Origin of the sequence: Paracoccus marinaquae, from assembly GCF_018860165.1 — a bacterium.
Taxonomy (GTDB): domain Bacteria; phylum Pseudomonadota; class Alphaproteobacteria; order Rhodobacterales; family Rhodobacteraceae; genus Paracoccus; species Paracoccus marinaquae.
On the sequence record NZ_JAHKNG010000008.1, the window covers coordinates 1 to 15,510 of the forward strand.

Annotated in this window: 13 protein-coding genes, 1 tRNA gene and 1 pseudogene; 9 read left to right on the forward strand and 6 right to left on the reverse strand. The window is 65.7% G+C overall.

The window, feature by feature from the left end:
- Positions 1-243 precede the first annotated feature (243 nt).
- The 3 genes and pseudogenes from KNW02_RS06525 to KNW02_RS06535 form a co-directional block, all read left to right on the forward strand.
- On the forward strand, positions 244-597 hold the full coding sequence (locus KNW02_RS06525) for a toxin-antitoxin system TumE family protein (RefSeq protein WP_216032463.1): 354 nt from the start codon (positions 244-246) through the stop codon (positions 595-597).
- Positions 594-983 carry an HVO_A0114 family putative DNA-binding protein gene (locus tag KNW02_RS06530; protein ID WP_216032464.1) on the forward strand — a complete coding sequence of 130 codons (390 nt, stop codon included), beginning with the start codon at positions 594-596 and terminating at the stop codon, positions 981-983. Before KNW02_RS06525 ends, KNW02_RS06530 begins: the two co-directional genes overlap by 4 nt.
- Positions 980-2,020, forward strand: a pseudogene (locus KNW02_RS06535) (recombinase family protein); the annotation flags it as partial. The gene KNW02_RS06530 and the pseudogene KNW02_RS06535, both read left to right, overlap by 4 nt.
- A gap of 576 nt (positions 2,021-2,596) precedes the next feature.
- On the opposite strand, the gene KNW02_RS06540 reads toward KNW02_RS06535, so the two are convergent.
- Positions 2,597-2,686 (reverse strand) — tRNA-Ser (locus KNW02_RS06540).
- Between the two features lie 96 nt (positions 2,687-2,782).
- Between KNW02_RS06540 and KNW02_RS06545 the strand changes: the two genes are divergently transcribed.
- The 4 genes from KNW02_RS06545 (at position 2,783) to KNW02_RS06560 (ending at position 8,358) form a co-directional block, all read left to right on the forward strand.
- Positions 2,783-3,655 (forward strand): DUF2059 domain-containing protein, encoded by an 873-nt coding sequence (locus tag KNW02_RS06545; protein ID WP_216032465.1) that lies wholly within the window; start codon positions 2,783-2,785, stop codon positions 3,653-3,655.
- Positions 3,652-4,743: an NUDIX domain-containing protein gene (locus tag KNW02_RS06550; protein WP_348524691.1), complete on the forward strand. Its 1,092-nt coding sequence runs from the start codon at positions 3,652-3,654 to the stop codon at positions 4,741-4,743. The genes KNW02_RS06545 and KNW02_RS06550 overlap by 4 nt, the downstream gene beginning before the upstream one ends.
- A gap of 93 nt (positions 4,744-4,836) precedes the next feature.
- The gene (locus tag KNW02_RS06555; RefSeq protein WP_216032466.1) at positions 4,837-5,868 is read left to right on the forward strand and encodes a cysteine synthase A; all 1,032 of its coding nucleotides are present in this window, start codon (positions 4,837-4,839) and stop codon (positions 5,866-5,868) included.
- A gap of 6 nt (positions 5,869-5,874) precedes the next feature.
- Positions 5,875-8,358 (forward strand): DUF3772 domain-containing protein, encoded by a 2,484-nt coding sequence (locus KNW02_RS06560; RefSeq protein WP_216032467.1) that lies wholly within the window; start codon positions 5,875-5,877, stop codon positions 8,356-8,358.
- 17 nt (positions 8,359-8,375) lie between these two features.
- On the opposite strand, the gene KNW02_RS06565 is transcribed toward KNW02_RS06560, so the two are convergent.
- From KNW02_RS06565 to KNW02_RS06580, 4 genes are all read right to left on the reverse strand, one after another.
- On the reverse strand, positions 8,376-9,491 hold the full coding sequence (locus KNW02_RS06565) for an AI-2E family transporter (RefSeq protein WP_216032468.1): 1,116 nt from the start codon (positions 9,489-9,491) through the stop codon (positions 8,376-8,378).
- 59 nt (positions 9,492-9,550) lie between these two features.
- Positions 9,551-12,247: a DNA gyrase subunit A gene (gene gyrA / locus KNW02_RS06570; RefSeq protein WP_216032560.1), complete on the reverse strand. Its 2,697-nt coding sequence runs from the start codon at positions 12,245-12,247 to the stop codon at positions 9,551-9,553.
- A gap of 152 nt (positions 12,248-12,399) precedes the next feature.
- On the reverse strand, positions 12,400-12,885 hold the full coding sequence (locus tag KNW02_RS06575) for a disulfide bond formation protein B (protein WP_216032469.1): 486 nt from the start codon (positions 12,883-12,885) through the stop codon (positions 12,400-12,402).
- Positions 12,882-13,460 carry a YqaA family protein gene (locus KNW02_RS06580; RefSeq protein WP_216032470.1) on the reverse strand — a complete coding sequence of 193 codons (579 nt, stop codon included), beginning with the start codon at positions 13,458-13,460 and terminating at the stop codon, positions 12,882-12,884. The genes KNW02_RS06575 and KNW02_RS06580 overlap by 4 nt, the downstream gene beginning before the upstream one ends.
- 189 nt (positions 13,461-13,649) lie before the next feature.
- Between KNW02_RS06580 and ypfJ the strand changes: the two genes are divergently transcribed.
- Entirely contained in the window at positions 13,650-14,495 is an 846-nt protein-coding gene (ypfJ, locus tag KNW02_RS06585; RefSeq protein WP_216032471.1) for a KPN_02809 family neutral zinc metallopeptidase, read from the forward strand.
- A gap of 156 nt (positions 14,496-14,651) precedes the next feature.
- Here the strand turns inward: ypfJ and KNW02_RS06590 are convergent, their stop codons facing one another.
- Positions 14,652-14,837: a hypothetical protein gene (locus KNW02_RS06590; RefSeq protein ID WP_216032472.1), complete on the reverse strand. Its 186-nt coding sequence runs from the start codon at positions 14,835-14,837 to the stop codon at positions 14,652-14,654.
- Between the two features lie 68 nt (positions 14,838-14,905).
- Here KNW02_RS06590 and KNW02_RS06595 point away from each other — a divergent pair, with 68 nt between their 5' ends.
- Entirely contained in the window at positions 14,906-15,376 is a 471-nt protein-coding gene (locus KNW02_RS06595; protein WP_216032473.1) for a type II toxin-antitoxin system RatA family toxin, read from the forward strand.
- The last annotated feature ends 134 nt before the right edge of the window (positions 15,377-15,510 follow it).

The following is a 15,510-nucleotide window of genomic DNA, read 5'->3' on the forward strand; positions in this document are numbered from 1 at the left end:
TCCGAGACGGCGAAAAAGAAACGAAAGGAGACATCTGCATTGACGCCAACATGACGCGCAGAACATAACAACCGGGTGGGTCAGATCTCGGTGACAATGCCGGGTCAATTCTCAGTGGCAATCAACAGTCGAAATCTTCGAGCGGCATTTCGGCGATGTGCTCGACCGGCTGTTTGGCCCGATAGACGGCAACCACGACAGTCCAGACTTGCCTGAATTAACACCAGATGGTAACGGTAGGCCATGAGCGGGGATCGGGACGCGAGCCTCGACATGCTTCTGGATCTCGATGGCCAGTTGCTTGTTGTCGATCCCGAGGGCGGCCATTGGGTGAAGTTCGTTATCACCCGCGTTCCGGTCTCGACGGAAAAGCCGCATGGCCTCGATTACTCGCTCACGCTTCACGGGCCTACGGGCGAACGGCTGGTCGGCTTTGACAACGCCCATCCGGTCGGTAGGGGCAAACGCGGTGAACCGATGGATCATCGGCATCGCCTCCTGACCGTGAAGCCCTACGCCTACGAGAATGCGGCCACTTTACTGGCCGATTTCTGGCAGGCGGTGGATGCGGTGTTGAAGGAACGAGGTGTGCTATGACCACATTGAAAGTCGGGATCGCCGACTATGAAGAAATGAAGGCCCGCACCCTGCGGATTGCGCGCGGCGAGGAAAAGCCCGGCGCGGACGATCCGAAAGTGTGGTTCACCTCCACCGAATCCTTCGCGCAAATCCTTTCCAGCGGGAACCGCGAGCTGCTGCGCGTCATCCACGAGCACGCCCCCGGATCACTGGAAGAACTGTCACGGCTGACCGGGCGAACGAAGCCCAGCCTGTCCCGCACTCTCAAGACAATGGCGAACTACGGCCTGATCCGCATGGACCCCGGAGACGGGCAGAAGGTGGTGCCCAAGGTGCTGCATGACCGGGTGGCGCTGGAATTGCCTTTGCTGGAGCCGCGCGGCGCGGAAGGAGGCCGGTCATGAACACACAAACCCCGAATGTCGCTTTACGGGCTGCCCTTTACCTGCGTGTCTCGACCGCACGGCAGGCCGAGCATGACGTGTCGATCCCCGACCAGAAACGGCAGGGCGAGGCGTATTGCGTCTCACGCGGCTATCAGCTTGTCGAAACTTTCGTGGAGCCGGGCGCGTCGGCCACCAATGACAAGCGCCCCGAGTTCCAGCGCATGATCGAGGCAGGCACGTCAAAGCCCGCCGCTTTCGATATTGTCGTGGTCCATTCATTCAGCCGCTTTTTCCGCGACCATTTCGAGCTGGAGTTCTACGTCAGGAATCTGGCCAAGAACGGCGTCAAGCTGGTCTCCATCACGCAGGAGATGGGTGATGACCCTATGCACGTCATGATGCGGCAGATCATGGCGCTGTTCGATGAATACCAGTCCAAGGAAAACGCCAAGCACGTCTTGCGCGCCTTGAAGGAGAACGCCCGGCAAGGCTTCTGGAACGGTTCGCTGCCGCCCATCGGCTATCGCGTTGTCGATGCCGAGCAGCGCGGCGCGAAGATGAAGAAGAAGCTGGAAATCGACCCGCTCCACGCCGACACGGTGCGGATGATCTATCGTCTGGCGCAGGAGGGCGACGGCATGTCCGGCCCGATGGGCGTCAAGGCCATCGTCAATCATCTGAACGGCAACCGCATCTTCACCCGCAATGGCGGCCGCTGGGGCATCGGCCAGCTTCACCGCGTCCTGACCCGCCGCACCTATATCGGCGAGCATCAGTTCAACAAACGGTCCAAGAAGGGTGAGGTGAAGCCGGAGAAGGAGGTTGTCACCGTCCCGGTGCCGCCGCTGATTGACCGCGAGACCTTTGACGCCGTGCAAGCCCGCTTGAAGGCTAACAATCCCAAGGTGACACCGCCGCGCGTGGTCAGTGGCCCGAATCTGCTGACTGGCATCTGCTATTGCGGAAACTGCGGCGGCGCGATGACGCTGCGCACCGGCAAGAGCGGTCGCTATCGCTATTACGCCTGCTCGATCCGCGCACGTCAGGGCGAGACCGGTTGCAAGGGCCGGGCGATTCCCATGGACAAGCTCGACAAGATGGTCGTGAATCACATTGAGGAACGCCTGCTCGACCCCGAGCGGATCGAAGAGGTGCTGGCCTCGCTGCTGGATCGCCGACAGGAGGGCGTCGAGCGCCGCAGCCAGCACATCGGTGAACTGAACCAACGTGCCGCCGAGGCCGACATGCGGCTCAAGCGTCTTTACGATGCCATCGAATCTGGCTCGCTCGATCCCACCGAATCCGCCTTGGGTGAACGCATCGCGGGATTGACAGCATTACGCGACCAGGCACGAACCGACGCAACACGGATCGAAGCCATGCTGGCCAGCTCCACCCATCAGCGCCTGACAGGCGAGGCTGTGCGCGAACTGACAATTGAAGCGCGTCGCAGATTACGACTTGGAAAAGGCGGCTATCGGCGGGAACACGTCCGGGCCTTCGCCCAGCGTGTCGAGGTCGCGGACGACGCAATCTACATCAAGGGCAACAAAAACACCCTGCTGCGGACGCTGGTGGCGACAAAAGGAGGGAAATCGGCGGCTACCGGCGTTCCCGGTTTTGTTCCGAAGTGGCGGAGAGACAGGGATTCGAACCCTGGGACCCCGCAAAGGGTCAACGGTTTTCGAGACCGCCCCGTTCGACCACTCCGGCACCTCTCCGCGCTGTGGTGTGGTGAGGCGGGGATTTAGAGGGCCGGGGGTTGAAGTGCAAGGGGGTTTCGCTCAAAAATCCTGTCGGTAAGCGAAAGGCGGGCCATGTTCAGAACTCTTTGCCTCGCGGCCGCGGTGGTTCTTACTCAGAGTGCGGCAGCGCAGGAGCCGGCTGGCCCCGGGATCCCGCCGGCCGGCGTGGTGCCGGCGCATGAGGTGGCGTCCCGGATCTGGGCGGCACTGGACATGCAGGCGCTGATGCCGATCCTGCGTGACGAGGCCCTGGCCGAGGCCGAAGCCATGCAGGAGAACCTGCCGGAGAGTGGCGCGGATCGGGGCTGGCTTGAGGCGGTGGCGCAGATCCACGAACCTGAGCGTCTGGCGGAGCTGTTCCGGGCCGGCATCGCTGACCGGTTGTCGCTTTATCCGGACCAGCGGCTGGACGGGGCGCTGGCCTTCTATGAGGCTGAATTCGGCCAGCGGCTGGTCGGGCTGGAGACAAGCGCACGTCGCGCGATGCTGGATCCGGATGCCGAGGCGCTGGCGCGCGAGGCATTTTCGACCGCTGCCAGCCATCAGGAGGCAAGGGTCGAGCAGATCGGCCGGCTGATCGAGGTGGCCGACCTGATCGGCCCGAACGTGGCCGGGGGGCTGAATGCCGCGGTGGCCTTTTCGCGTGGCTTCGCGGAAGGCGGCGGCTTCGACATGCCGCTGTCGGAAGAGCAGATGCTGGCCGATGCCTGGTCGCAGGAGCCCGAGATCCATTCCGAAACGCTGGGCTGGATGGAGGCCTATCTGATGCTGGCCTATTCGCCGCTGAGCGATGCCGAACTTGAACGCTATATCGGCTTTGCGGCGTCGCCGGAGGGGCATGGCCTTGCCGCGCTGCTGTTTTCGGGCTTTGACCGGCTGTTTCAGCAGACATCGCGCGATCTTGGACTGGCGGCGGCCGGGCTGATGCGCGGGCGCGATCTGTGAGCGATCCGCTGCTTCTGGTCGGGGCGCTGGCCGATCCGCGGATGCTGCGCGTTCTGGGGGCAGAGGCGATCGGGGCGCCGGTGACGCTGGCGGCGGGGCTGATCGGCGGCGGTCGTGCCGGGATCGTGGCGGGTGACTGGCCGGCGCTGTCGCCCGGGCGGGGCGAGACGCAGGCGGTGGCGGTGAGGCCGGGTCCGGCCCTGTGGCGCTATGCGGCGGTGATGGGGCTGTCGGTGTGGCATCTTGCGGGCCGGGCGCTGATGGGAGTGCAGGCGCAGCCGGGCGACGGGGCGGCCTGGCCGCGTTCGGACTGGTTGCCGGAACTCGCCGCGGCCATCGCACGGGAAATTCTCGATCAGCCGCTTGCGATCGAGCCCGAGGACATCGCGGCGCGGCTGCCCATGATCGGGGTCTGGGCCGAAAGCCGTTTGCGCGGGGCGTCCGGCCCGGTCTCGGGCGGCGATCTGGTGGCGCGGCGCGGTGCGCAGGATGTGCGGCTGCACGGCCGTCGAGAACCCTATGCGGGTTTCTTTTCGGTCGATGTCTGGAATTTGTCGCATCGCACCCATGCCGGTGGCTTCACCCCCGCGATCACCCGCGAGGGCTTTGTCATGGGCGATGCGGTGGTCGTGCTGCCCTGGGATCCGCTGCGCGACCGGATCCTGCTGATCGAGCAGTTCCGCTTTGGGCCGGCGCTGCGCCGCGATCCCCAGCCGTGGCTGCTGGAGCCGATCGCGGGCCGGGTCGATGCCGGCGAGGCGGTCGAGGCCGCGGCCCGGCGCGAGGCGCGGGAGGAGGCGGACCTGCACCTGCGGCATCTGTTTCCGGCCGTCCATCACTATCCCAGCCCCGGGGCGGTGACCGAGTTCCTGTATCTCTATGTCGGCATCGCGGATCTGCCCGACGGGGTGGCGGGCGTGCATGGGCTGGACGGAGAGGCCGAGGATATCCGCGGGCATCTGGTCGGACGGGACCGGCTGCTTCGGATGGTGCTGCAGGGGCAGATCACCAATGGCCCGCTGGCCCTGCTGGCGCTGTGGCTCGAGCAGAAAGCCCCGGATTTGCGTCGGGAACTGGCGGCTTCGTGACTGCCGCCGCGTCACGGCGCGGGGTTGCCCCTGCTGCCCGGCCATGTGTAGGTATTCGGAAACCGGGAACTCCCAGAAAGAAGGTCGGTCGCCATGCGAATCTGCTCTGATCTGTCCGATGCGATCGGCAACACGCCGTTGATCCGGCTGAACCGCGCCAGCGAAGAGACCGGCTGCGAGATCCTCGGCAAGGCCGAATTCATGAATCCCGGCCAGTCGGTGAAGGACCGCGCCGCCCTGTTCATCATCCGCGACGCGGTGGCGCGGGGCGATCTGAAGCCCGGCGGCACCATCGTCGAGGGCACGGCCGGCAATACCGGCATCGGGCTGGCCCTGGTCGGAGCGTCGATGGGTTTCCGCTCGGTGATCGTCATTCCCGAGACCCAGAGCCAGGAAAAGAAGGACATGCTGCGGCTGGCCGGTGCCACGCTGGTCGAGGTTCCGGCGGCGCCCTACAAGAATCCGAACAACTATGTCCGCTATTCCGGCCGTCTGGCCGAGGCGCTGGCCCGGACCGAGCCGAACGGTGCCGTCTGGGCCAACCAGTTCGACAATGTCGCCAACCGGCAGGCCCATGTCGAAACCACCGGCCCGGAAATCTGGCAGCAGACCGGCGGCAAGGTGGACGGCTTCACCTGCGCCGTGGGCTCGGGCGGCACGCTGGCGGGCGTCGCCATGGCGTTGCAGCCGAAGGGCGTGAAGATCGGCCTGGCCGATCCCGAGGGCGCGGCGCTGCATTCCTTCTACACCGCCGGCACCTTCGACAGCCCCGGTTCCTCGATCACCGAGGGTATCGGGCAGGGCCGCATCACCGCCAATCTCGAGGATTTCACACCCGATTTCAGCTGGCGCATTCCGGACAGCGAGGCCCTGCCGATCATCTTCGATCTGCTGGAACGCGAGGGGCTGTGCCTTGGGGGATCCACGGGCATCAATATTGCCGGGGCCATCCGCATGGCCCGCGAGATGGGGCCGGGCCACACCATCGTCACGGTGCTGTGTGACTATGGGAACCGTTACCAGACCAAGCTGTTCAACCCGGAATTCCTGCATGCCAAGGGATTGCCGGTGCCCGGCTGGATGACGCGTGAGGCGCCGGACCTTCCGGAAGTCTTCGAGGACTGAGGGATCATGAGCCGAATATTCCTGGCTGTCCTTCTGACGGCCCTGATCACCATTGCCACGCCGCTTGCCGCGCAGGATCGACCGGAAGTGGATTATCCGGCCTGGAGCAACACGGCCGCCCTGGCCGAGGCTGTCGTGGCCGAAGAGGATGCGCCCGAGCAGGAACTGCTGCAACTGCGCTCCGAGATCGTCGAGTGGCGCAAGACTTTCGAGGACGCGCAGAACGTCAATTCGGGGCGGATCGCCACGGTCAACGCGCAGATATCCGCGCTTGGGCCGGCCCCGGCCGAGGGCGCGACCGAAGCCGAGGATGTCGCGCGGCGCCGTGAGGAACTGCAAAAGCAACTGTCGGAACTTCAGGCGCCGCGCCTGACCGCGGTCGAGGCGTTCAGCCGCGCCGATGCCATCGTCCAGCAGATCGACGCGATCACCGCTGCCCGGCAGGCAAGCCAGCTGGCCAAGAAATCTCCCTCGCCGCTGCTGCCGCTCAGCTGGGCGCCCGCGCTATCGGACGGGCTGAGCCTGGTCGAGGGAATCGGCACCGAGCTTGGCCTGCTGAGCGATCGCGCCATCTGGCAGGAACTGAAGCCGAAGCTGCCGCTGATCGTCGCTTATCTCGCGGCGGCGCTGCTGCTTCTGACCGCCGGCCGGCGTTGGGTCAGGGGCCTGCCCTCAAGACTGTCGGCGCATGCCTCCGAACATTCGCGCTCGGTCGTGGCGTTCATCGCCTCGCTTGGTCAGATCGTCCTGCCGATGATCGGCGTCTATCTGGCGATCCGCGCCATCAAGGTCGCTGCGCTGACCGGTCAGTGGACGGCGCCCTTCGTGGACGCCTTGCCATCTGCGGCGGTGATCCTGTTCAGCGGCAGCTGGCTGGCCGGCCAGATGTTCCCGCGCCAGCGCCTTTCTCATGACAGCCTCGTCCTGGATTCCGGAACCGGGAACAAGGTGCGCCGGACGATGAACGCGCTGGCGGTGATCTTTGCGCTGCATCACATCCTGTCCCGGGCGGTGCTGCCGCAATCGGGCCTTTACGAGCGGGTCGGCGACCACATTGTCCGCGTCCCCGTGGCGTTTTCCGACGCTGGCGTAGCAGTCTGGCATTTCGTCATCATGCTGGTTGCCGCCGTCTGCCTGTTCCGCCTGGGCAGCATTCTGCGGCGACTGAAACGCGGCCTGTCCGAGCGCGAGATCATGTACCGCCACCGGGTGCTTGTCGCCATGGGCTCGGTGATCCGTGTGGTCGCGATCGTCGCGGTGCTGGTCGGCGCGCTTGGCTATATCAACCTTGCCAACATGCTGATCTGGCCCAGCATGCTGACGCTGGCGCTGATCCAGCTGTTGATCCTGCTGCAGGATTTCATCGCCGATCTCTTCGACATGATGAGCGGCGGCGAGGAGGGGGCCCGCGAGGGGCTGGGTCCGATGCTGACCGGGATCCTGCTGATCGTGCTGTCGGTGCCGCTGTTCATGATGATCTGGGGGGCGCGGCAGACCGATCTGGCCGAATACTGGGGCAGTTTCCAGCGCGGTGTCAGCCTGGGCGGTGTGCATCTGTCGCCCAGCGGCGTGCTGCGCTTTCTGCTTGTCTTCGGCATCGGCTATTCGATCATCCGGGTCATCCAGGAGGTGTTCCGCAACACGATCCTGCCCAAGACGCGGCTCGAGCCGGGGGTGCAGAACGCGGTCGTCTCGGGCCTCGGCTATGTCGGCGTCGCCCTCGTCGTCGTGATGGCGGTCACCTCGGCCGGGATCGACCTGTCATCGCTTGCCATCGTTGCCGGTGCGCTGTCGGTCGGCATCGGCTTCGGCTTGCAGACCATAGTGTCGAATTTCGTGTCGGGCATCATCCTGCTGATCGAACGTCCGGTCAGCGTGGGCGACTGGATCGATGCCGGTGGCCAGCAGGGGATCGTCAAGCGGATCTCGGTCCGTTCGACCCAGATCGAGACCTTCGACCGGACCGAGGTGATCGTTCCGAACAGCGATCTGATCAGCCAGCCGGTGACCAACTGGACCCGCCACAACAAGATCGGCCGGATCATCATTCCGCTGGGCGTCGCCTATGGCACCGATACCCGCAAGGTCGAGCGGATCCTGCGCGAGATCATTCAGGATCAGCCGACCGTGACCATCGACCCGCCCCCCGCGGTGCTGTTTCGCGGCTTCGGCGCCGACAGCCTCGACTTCGAGATCCGGGCGATGCTGTCGGATGTGACCGGCGGGATGGGCGTGACCTCGGAAGTCTGCCACCAGATTGCCGAGCGTTTTGCCCGCGAAGGGATCGAGATACCCTTCGCGCAGCGCGACATCTGGCTGCGTAACCCCGAGGCGTTGCGCGGCGATGCCGTGCCCGCCCCGGCCCGGGAAACCCTGCCCGGTACCGTGCCGGACGCGCAGCGGCCCGTCACCCCGTCGGTTTACGATCCGCGCCTCACCTTCGACGGTGACGACGGGGATGGCGGTGATGGCGGGGACGGCGATCGCTGAACAGGGGCGCGACCGGCTCAGGCCACCAGCGAGGGTGGCGGGGCCTGCTCGTCGTCGCTGCTGCCGTCATCCGGCAGCCCCTCGCGCGACAGCATGACGGCGACGGGGCGAAGCCAGGGGATATGGGCGCAGACGATCATCAGCGCCACCATGATCGGCACGGCAAGGAACATCCCCGGGATCCCCCAGATCGCGCCCCAGAAGGCGAGGCTGAGGATGATGCCGAAGCTGGACAGCCGCAGCGTCTGGCCCAGCAGCATCGGGTCCAGCACATTGCCGATGACGAACTGCACCATCGTGCAGGCGGCGCCGACCAGCAGCGTCAGCGTGGTGTCGCCGCTGAGGACGAAGACCAGGACCGCGGCGATGACCGTGGCGATGATCGAGCCGACCGAGGGGATGAAGTTCAGCACGAAGGTCAGCAGGGCGACGGCGCCGGCAAGTTCCAGCCCGGCCATGCGAAAGATGAACCACACCGCCGCCGCCGTGACCGCGCTGACCCCGGCCTTGACGATCAGATAGCGGTTCACCCGGTGCATGATCGAGGCGATGATGCGCCGCACATGCAGCGATCTGTCGCTGTCGCCGGTCAGCCGCTCGATCTTGACCGGAAACCAGACCTGTTCGGCGAACATGAAGCCGACGAACAGGATCACCAGAACGCTGCCGGACAGCAGGTTAGAGGCCTGACCCGCCAGCGACCGGATCCAGCCGGTGATGTTGAAATTGCCAAGCGCGGTCAGCACCCGCTCCTGCGCCTCGGGGCCCAGCCATTCGGTCAGGCTGGGCAGCGCGGCCTGGGCCTGCTCGGCATAGGCGATGGCGGTCACGACGACCTCGTTGACCTGCGCGACGATGGTGGTCGAGATCCACAGAAGCCCAAGCGCGATGCCGACCAGCGCCAGCGTCGTCGCCAGCCAGTTGGGCACCTTCAGCCGCGAGGAAATGGCGAAGATCGCGTCCGAGGTCAGCGAGAACAGGATGATCGCGATGGCCAGCGAGATCAGCAGAAAGCGCGCCTGCACCAGCATGAACAGGGCGATGCCGAAGGCGATGAGACCCAGAAAGCCCGTCTGAAGCCTCTCGCGCAGGACCGACTCGCCCGATCCCTGTTCCAACCTGTCCTTCACCATTGCCCTCCATTCTCCGGCAGGCGCGCCAATGGCCGCACCCGCCGGCCCATCAGGGCATCTTAGCCGTCGGTTTCGTCGTTGTCTGCGGCTTCTGCATCGCCCTGTTCCGCGATCCGCGCGACCGAGACCACGACCTCGCCATTGGCGGTGTTGAAGACCCGGACGCCGCCCGCGCTGCGCGAGCGGAAGCTGATCCCGTCGACCGGCACCCGGATCGACTGGCCGGTCGAGGTGGCCAGCATGATCTGGTCGTCGATCTCGACCGGGAAGCTGGCGACCAGCGCGCCGCCGCGCATCGCCTTGTCCATTGCCATCACGCCCTGACCGCCGCGCCCGCGCACCGGGTGGTCATGGCTGGAGCTGATCTTGCCCGAGCCCTTGGCGGTGATGGTCAGGATCAGGTCCTCGGCCGCCGACATCTCGGCATAGCGTTCCTGGGTGATGCTGCCCTCGGCCACGGCATCCTCGTCCTCGTCGGCCTCGGCGCCGTCATCCAGCGCGCCGGCGACGGCGCGGCGCATCTTCAGATAGGCGGCGCGTTCCGCCGGGTCGGCCTCGAAATGCCGGATCACCGACATGCTGACGACGCGGTCGCCATTGGCCAGCCTGATGCCGCGCACCCCGGTCGAATCGCGACCCTTGAAGACCCGGACATCGGTGGTCGGAAAGCGGATCGCGCGACCCGAATCGGTGACCAGCATCACGTCGTCATCCACGGTCGCCATGCAGACGCCGATCAGGCTGACGCGCTCGGGCAGCTTCATGGCGATCTTGCCGTTGGATTTGACATTGGTGAAATCCGACAGCGCGTTGCGGCGCACATCGCCCTTGTCGGTGGCGAAGATCACCTGATAGCTGTCCCATTCCGCCTCGGGCGCGTCCTGCGGCAGCAGCGCGGCGATGCTGACGCCCGGCTCGATCGGCAGGATGTTGACGATGGCCTTGCCCTTGGCGGTGCGGCCGCCCAGCGGCAGCCGCCATGTCTTCAGCCGGTAGACCATGCCATCGGTGGTGAAGAACAGCAGTTCCGTATGGGTATTGGCGACGAACAGCGTGGTGACGACATCGTCCTCCTTGGTCGACATGCCCGACAGGCCCTTTCCGCCGCGGCGCTGCGACCGGAAATCGGCCAGGGGCGTGCGCTTGATATAGCCGCCCGAGGTGATGGTCACGACCATGTCCTCGCGCTCGATCAGGTCCTCGTCCTCCATGTCACCGGACCATTCGGTGATCTCGGTCCGGCGCGGCACGGCGAACAGGGTCTTCACCTCGCGCAATTCGTCCGAGATGATGCCCATGATCCGCTCGCGCGAGGCGAGGATGGCGAGGTATTCGCGGATCGCGTCGGCGAGACTCTGCAACTCGTCGGTGACTTCCTGCACGCCCAGCTGGGTCAGGCGCTGCAGCCGCAGATCGAGGATCGCGCGGGCCTGCGTCTCGGACAGGTTATAGGTGCCGTCCTCGTTCACCGGATGCAGCGGATCGTCGATCAGCCGCAGATATTCGAGGATCTCATGGGCGGGCCAGCGCCGTTCCATCAGCCGCTCGCGCGCCTCGGCGGCATCGGCGCTGCTGCGGATGGTGGCCACCACCTCGTCGACATTGCTGACCGCCACGGCCAGACCGCACAGCACATGGCTGCGCTCGCGCGCCTTCTTCAACTCGAAGGCCGTGCGGCGGGCGACGACCTCCTCGCGGAAGCTGAGGAAATGGGTGAGGAAATCGCGCAGGGTCAGCTGTTCGGGCCGGCCGCCGTTCAGCGCCAGCATGTTGCAGCCAAAGCTGGTCTGCATCTGGGTAAATCGGAACAGCTGGTTCAGCACCACATCGGGGGTGGCATCGCGTTTCAACTCGACCACCACGCGCACGCCCTGACGGTCGGATTCGTCCTGGACGCTGGCGATGCCCTCGATACGCTTTTCCTTGGCCAGTTCGGCGATCCGCTCGATCATGCTGGCCTTGTTCACCTGATAGGGGATCTCGTCCACGACGATGGCGAAACGGTCCTTGCGCGGTTCCTCGATATGGGTCCTGGCGCGGATGATGACGCTGCCGCGCCCTTCGAGATAGGCCTTGCGCGCGCCCGAGCGGCCAAGGATCAGCGCGCCGGTCGGAAAGTCGGGGCCGGGGATGATCTCCATCAGCCGTTCGGTCGGCAGATCGGGGCTCTCGATCAGCGCCAGCGTGGCATCCACCACCTCGCCCAGATTGTGCGGCGGGATATTCGTGGCCATGCCGACGGCGATGCCGCCCGCGCCATTGACCAGCATGTTCGGAAAGCGCGCCGGCAGAACCGTGGGTTCGCGGTCCTTGCCGTCGTAATTGTCCTGGAAATCGACCGTGTCCTTGTCGATATCGGCCAGCAGGAAATTCGCCGGCTTGTCCATACGCACCTCGGTATAGCGCATGGCCGCGGGGGGATCGCCGTCCATGGAGCCGAAGTTGCCCTGACCGTCCAGCAGTGGCAGCGACATGGAAAAATCCTGCGCCATCCGCACCAGCGCGTCATAGATCGCGGCGTCGCCATGAGGGTGATATTTCCCCATCACGTCGCCCACCGGGCGGGCCGACTTGCGATAGGGCTTGTCGGAGGTGTTGCCGGTCTCGTCCATCGCATAGAGGATGCGGCGGTGCACCGGCTTCAGCCCGTCGCGCAGATCGGGGATCGCGCGGCTGACGATCACCGACATGGCATAGTCCAGATAGGAGGTGCGCATCTCGGACGAGATGTCGATCACCGGCCCGTCATGCGGCATCACATAGCGCGTGTCCGCGCCATTCTCGTCGCCCTCATCGGGGGTTTCCGGCAGATCGTCTTCTGGGGTGTCGGCCACGGGTATTCCTCAACATCTTGTTGGGGTTCGGTATAGCCGAGGCTGCTGTTGGGGGCAATCTTGCGGGGGGGATTTCAGGCCCCGAAACGGGACCCGCCGCCACGGATCGCGGCCAGACCCCAGATCACCGCCAGAGCCGCCGACCAGAAGGCGTTCCAGCCGGCCATCGAGAGGCCGAGAAAGCTCCAGGCGACCTCGTCGCAGCGCACCACCGGCGCCTCTTGCAGCCGCGCCATCAGATCCTGCGTCGACATGGTCGCAAGATTGCCGACCCCGCCGCTGCAATGCTGCGGGCCGGGCCACCAGCCGATCTCGACCCCGCTGTGATAGATGGCCAGCCCCATGGCCACGCCGACGGCGATCATGCCCAGAACGGCCATGACCCGGACCCGGCCGGTCAGCCACAGCAGCGCGGCGATGAGGACCGCCGCGACATGCGGCCAGCGTTGCAGGATGCACAGCTCGCAGGGCGCATAGCCGGCGGCCTGAAATCCCAGTGCCGCGATCAGCAGCGCTGCCGAGCCGGCGCCCGCCAGCAATCCCAGTCGTGTTCCGCTCATAGATACCTCAGCGCGGCGAAGCCTCCGATGAGGCAGATCATGAAGATGGTGAAGACCAGACCCAGCCGTTCCTCGATGAAGCTGCGCACCGGTGGGCCAAAGCGCCACAGCAGGCCCGAGACGATGAAGAACCGCGCCGCCCGGCCGATCGCCGAGGTCACAAGGAACAGCGGCAGCGGCAGGCCGACCGCGCCCGAGAAGATGGTGATGACCTTGAAGGGAAAGGGCGTCAGCGCCGCGAAGAGGACCGCCCAGCCGCCATATTCGGCAAAGCGGGCCGCCAGATCCTGATAGGCGGTCTCCTTGCCATAGACGGTCAGCACCCATTGCCCGACGCTGTCCATCAGCACCGCCCCGATCCAGTAGCCCAGCAGGGCGCCGAGGACCGAGCCCACGGTCGCCACCAGCGCCACCATGAAGGCCCGCGCGCGGTCGGCCAGAACCATCGGGATCATCAGCACGTCGGGCGGGATCGGAAAGACCGAACTTTCGATGAAGCTGACCCCGAACAGGGCCGGCATGGCGTGACGGTGGGCGGCCAGCCCCATCGTCCAGTCGTAAAGCCTGCGCAGCATCACTGTCCCTTTTTTCGTCCCGCCGTGGATGGACCGGCACCATCCCGGGGTCAAGCATCTTGCGCGACCGTCGCGCGGCTGTGATCATTGGTCAGGCCGTCCGGCGGCGGAACCGCCATGCCGGACAACGAGTTGCGATGACGTTGCGCGGGCCTCGGGCCGGCGGGATCACAGGGAAGGTGTTTCACAATGCAATGGCGTGGCAGGCGCGGAAGCCGCAATATCGAGGACCGGCGTCGCATGGGTCGGGCCGGGGCAGGGGGGATCGGCATCGTCGGCATGCTGGCCGTTCTGGCATTCGGCTATTTCTTCGGCGTGGATATCAGTCCGATCGTCAGCGGGCTGGATCAGGGCCAGCCGCAGGACGGCGCGCCCTTGTCCGAGCGCGATCAGCAATATGGCGAGTTCGTCTCGGTCGTGCTGGCCGATACCGAGGAGGTCTGGGGCGGCACGCTGCCGCAGCAGGCGGGCCGCGACTATGTCGAGCCGAGCCTGGTCCTGTTCCGCGGCGCGGTGCAGTCGGCCTGCGGCGGCGCCTCGGCGGCGATGGGGCCGTTCTACTGCCCGGGCGATCAGAAGGTCTATCTGGATACGGACTTCTTCGACCTGATGGCGCAGCGGATGGGGGCCGGCGGCGATTTCGCCTTTGCCTATGTGATCGCGCATGAGGTCGGGCACCACGTCCAGAACCTTGTCGGGACGCTGGGGCAGGTGAATGCCGCCCGCAGCCGCGCCAGCCAGCGCGACTCCAATACCCTGTCGGTGATGACCGAGTTGCAGGCCGATTGCTATGCCGGCATCTGGGCCCGGCAGGCCCAGCAGCAGTTCGGCTCGCTGGAAGAAGGCGATCTGGATGAGGCGATCGGCGCGGCGCAGGCGGTCGGCGATGACGTGATCCAGTCGAATGCCGGGCGCACGCCGGTACCCGACAGCTTTACCCATGGCAGCGCCGAGCAGCGCCGGACCTGGCTGCTGCGGGGGCTTCGCTCGGGCGACATGCGACAATGCGACACCTTCAGCGAGGCCGGCCTGTGACCCAGATTCAGTCAGGCAGACACAGGAGAACGACATGCTTGCCCTGACATGGCTTTTCGTGACGGCCCTGGCCGCCGTCCTGACCTTCGCTGCACGCGGCAATGCCGGCGCGAGGCCGGTGCCGGTCGCGGCGCGGGGCTAGACGGGCCTCGGCTGTCAGCGGGGCGGGCGCGGGGCGCGGCCCTGTTCCATCTTCGCCCAGTCGGGCCACCAGCCCATTTTTTCCAGAACGACGATGGCGATGGCCAGCGCGACGATGGCCAGCACCAGCCGCACCATCCGCGCCGAGGGCGGGTTTCTTGCCCATTTCGACGCCCGAAGAAGCCAGATCAGGTTGTTCATCGCCCGCTTGCCCTGCTAAGCCCGGCAGAGACCTGACACAGCGACGCGCCGAAATTCAAGAGTTCTCCTTGCCCCAACATCAGGACAGCCGCGACCTTCCCTATTCCGCCCGCCAGATGTTCGACCTGGTGGCGGATATCGAAAGCTATCCGAAATTCCTGCCCTGGAACAGCGCCGCCCGGATCCGTGCGCGCAAGCCGCTGCGCGACGGCAGCGAAGAGATCTCGGCGGATTTGGTCATCAGTTTCAAGGTGTTCCGCGAACGCTTCGGCAGCCGCGTGGTGCTGCGCCCGGCCGATCCCGAGACCGGCCGGCTGGAGATCGACACCGAATATCTGGACGGCCCGTTCCGGCATATGCGCAGCGGCTGGACCTTTCTCGACCGGCCCGAAGGCGGCTGCCATGTCACCTTCTTCGTGGATTTCGATTTCCGCAACGCGATCCTGCAAAAGCTGATCGGCACGGTCTTTCACGAGGCCATGACCCGCATCGTCCGCGCCTTCGAGGATCGCGCCAGGGCGCTGTACGGGGCCGGCTGAGATCGGGTTAACGCAACGGCGTGGTGCGGGCGTAGGGCAGGCGGTGGAGGGGGTCTGAAAAACAAGGAAAAATGCCTGCACGGGGCGTCCACCGGCGATGCACGGGGCGTGCACAGCCTGTACACCGCCTGCGC

Excerpts from the sequence above, each read along its gene's own strand:
- KNW02_RS06525 (WP_216032463.1), top strand. The coding sequence starts at position 244 with ATGAGCGGGGATCGGGACGCGAGCCTCGACATGCTTCTGGATCTCGAT.
- KNW02_RS06530 (WP_216032464.1), top strand. The coding sequence starts at position 594 with ATGACCACATTGAAAGTCGGGATCGCCGACTATGAAGAAATGAAGGCC.
- KNW02_RS06545 (WP_216032465.1), top strand. The coding sequence starts at position 2,783 with ATGTTCAGAACTCTTTGCCTCGCGGCCGCGGTGGTTCTTACTCAGAGT.
- KNW02_RS06555 (WP_216032466.1), top strand. The coding sequence starts at position 4,837 with ATGCGAATCTGCTCTGATCTGTCCGATGCGATCGGCAACACGCCGTTG.
- KNW02_RS06560 (WP_216032467.1), top strand. The coding sequence starts at position 5,875 with ATGAGCCGAATATTCCTGGCTGTCCTTCTGACGGCCCTGATCACCATT.
- KNW02_RS06565 (WP_216032468.1), bottom strand. The coding sequence starts at position 9,491 with ATGGTGAAGGACAGGTTGGAACAGGGATCGGGCGAGTCGGTCCTGCGC.
- gyrA (WP_216032560.1), bottom strand. The coding sequence starts at position 12,247 with ATGCCGCATGACGGGCCGGTGATCGACATCTCGTCCGAGATGCGCACC.
- KNW02_RS06575 (WP_216032469.1), bottom strand. The coding sequence starts at position 12,885 with ATGAGCGGAACACGACTGGGATTGCTGGCGGGCGCCGGCTCGGCAGCG.
- KNW02_RS06580 (WP_216032470.1), bottom strand. The coding sequence starts at position 13,460 with ATGCTGCGCAGGCTTTACGACTGGACGATGGGGCTGGCCGCCCACCGT.
- ypfJ (WP_216032471.1), top strand. The coding sequence starts at position 13,650 with ATGCAATGGCGTGGCAGGCGCGGAAGCCGCAATATCGAGGACCGGCGT.
- KNW02_RS06590 (WP_216032472.1), bottom strand. The coding sequence starts at position 14,837 with ATGAACAACCTGATCTGGCTTCTTCGGGCGTCGAAATGGGCAAGAAAC.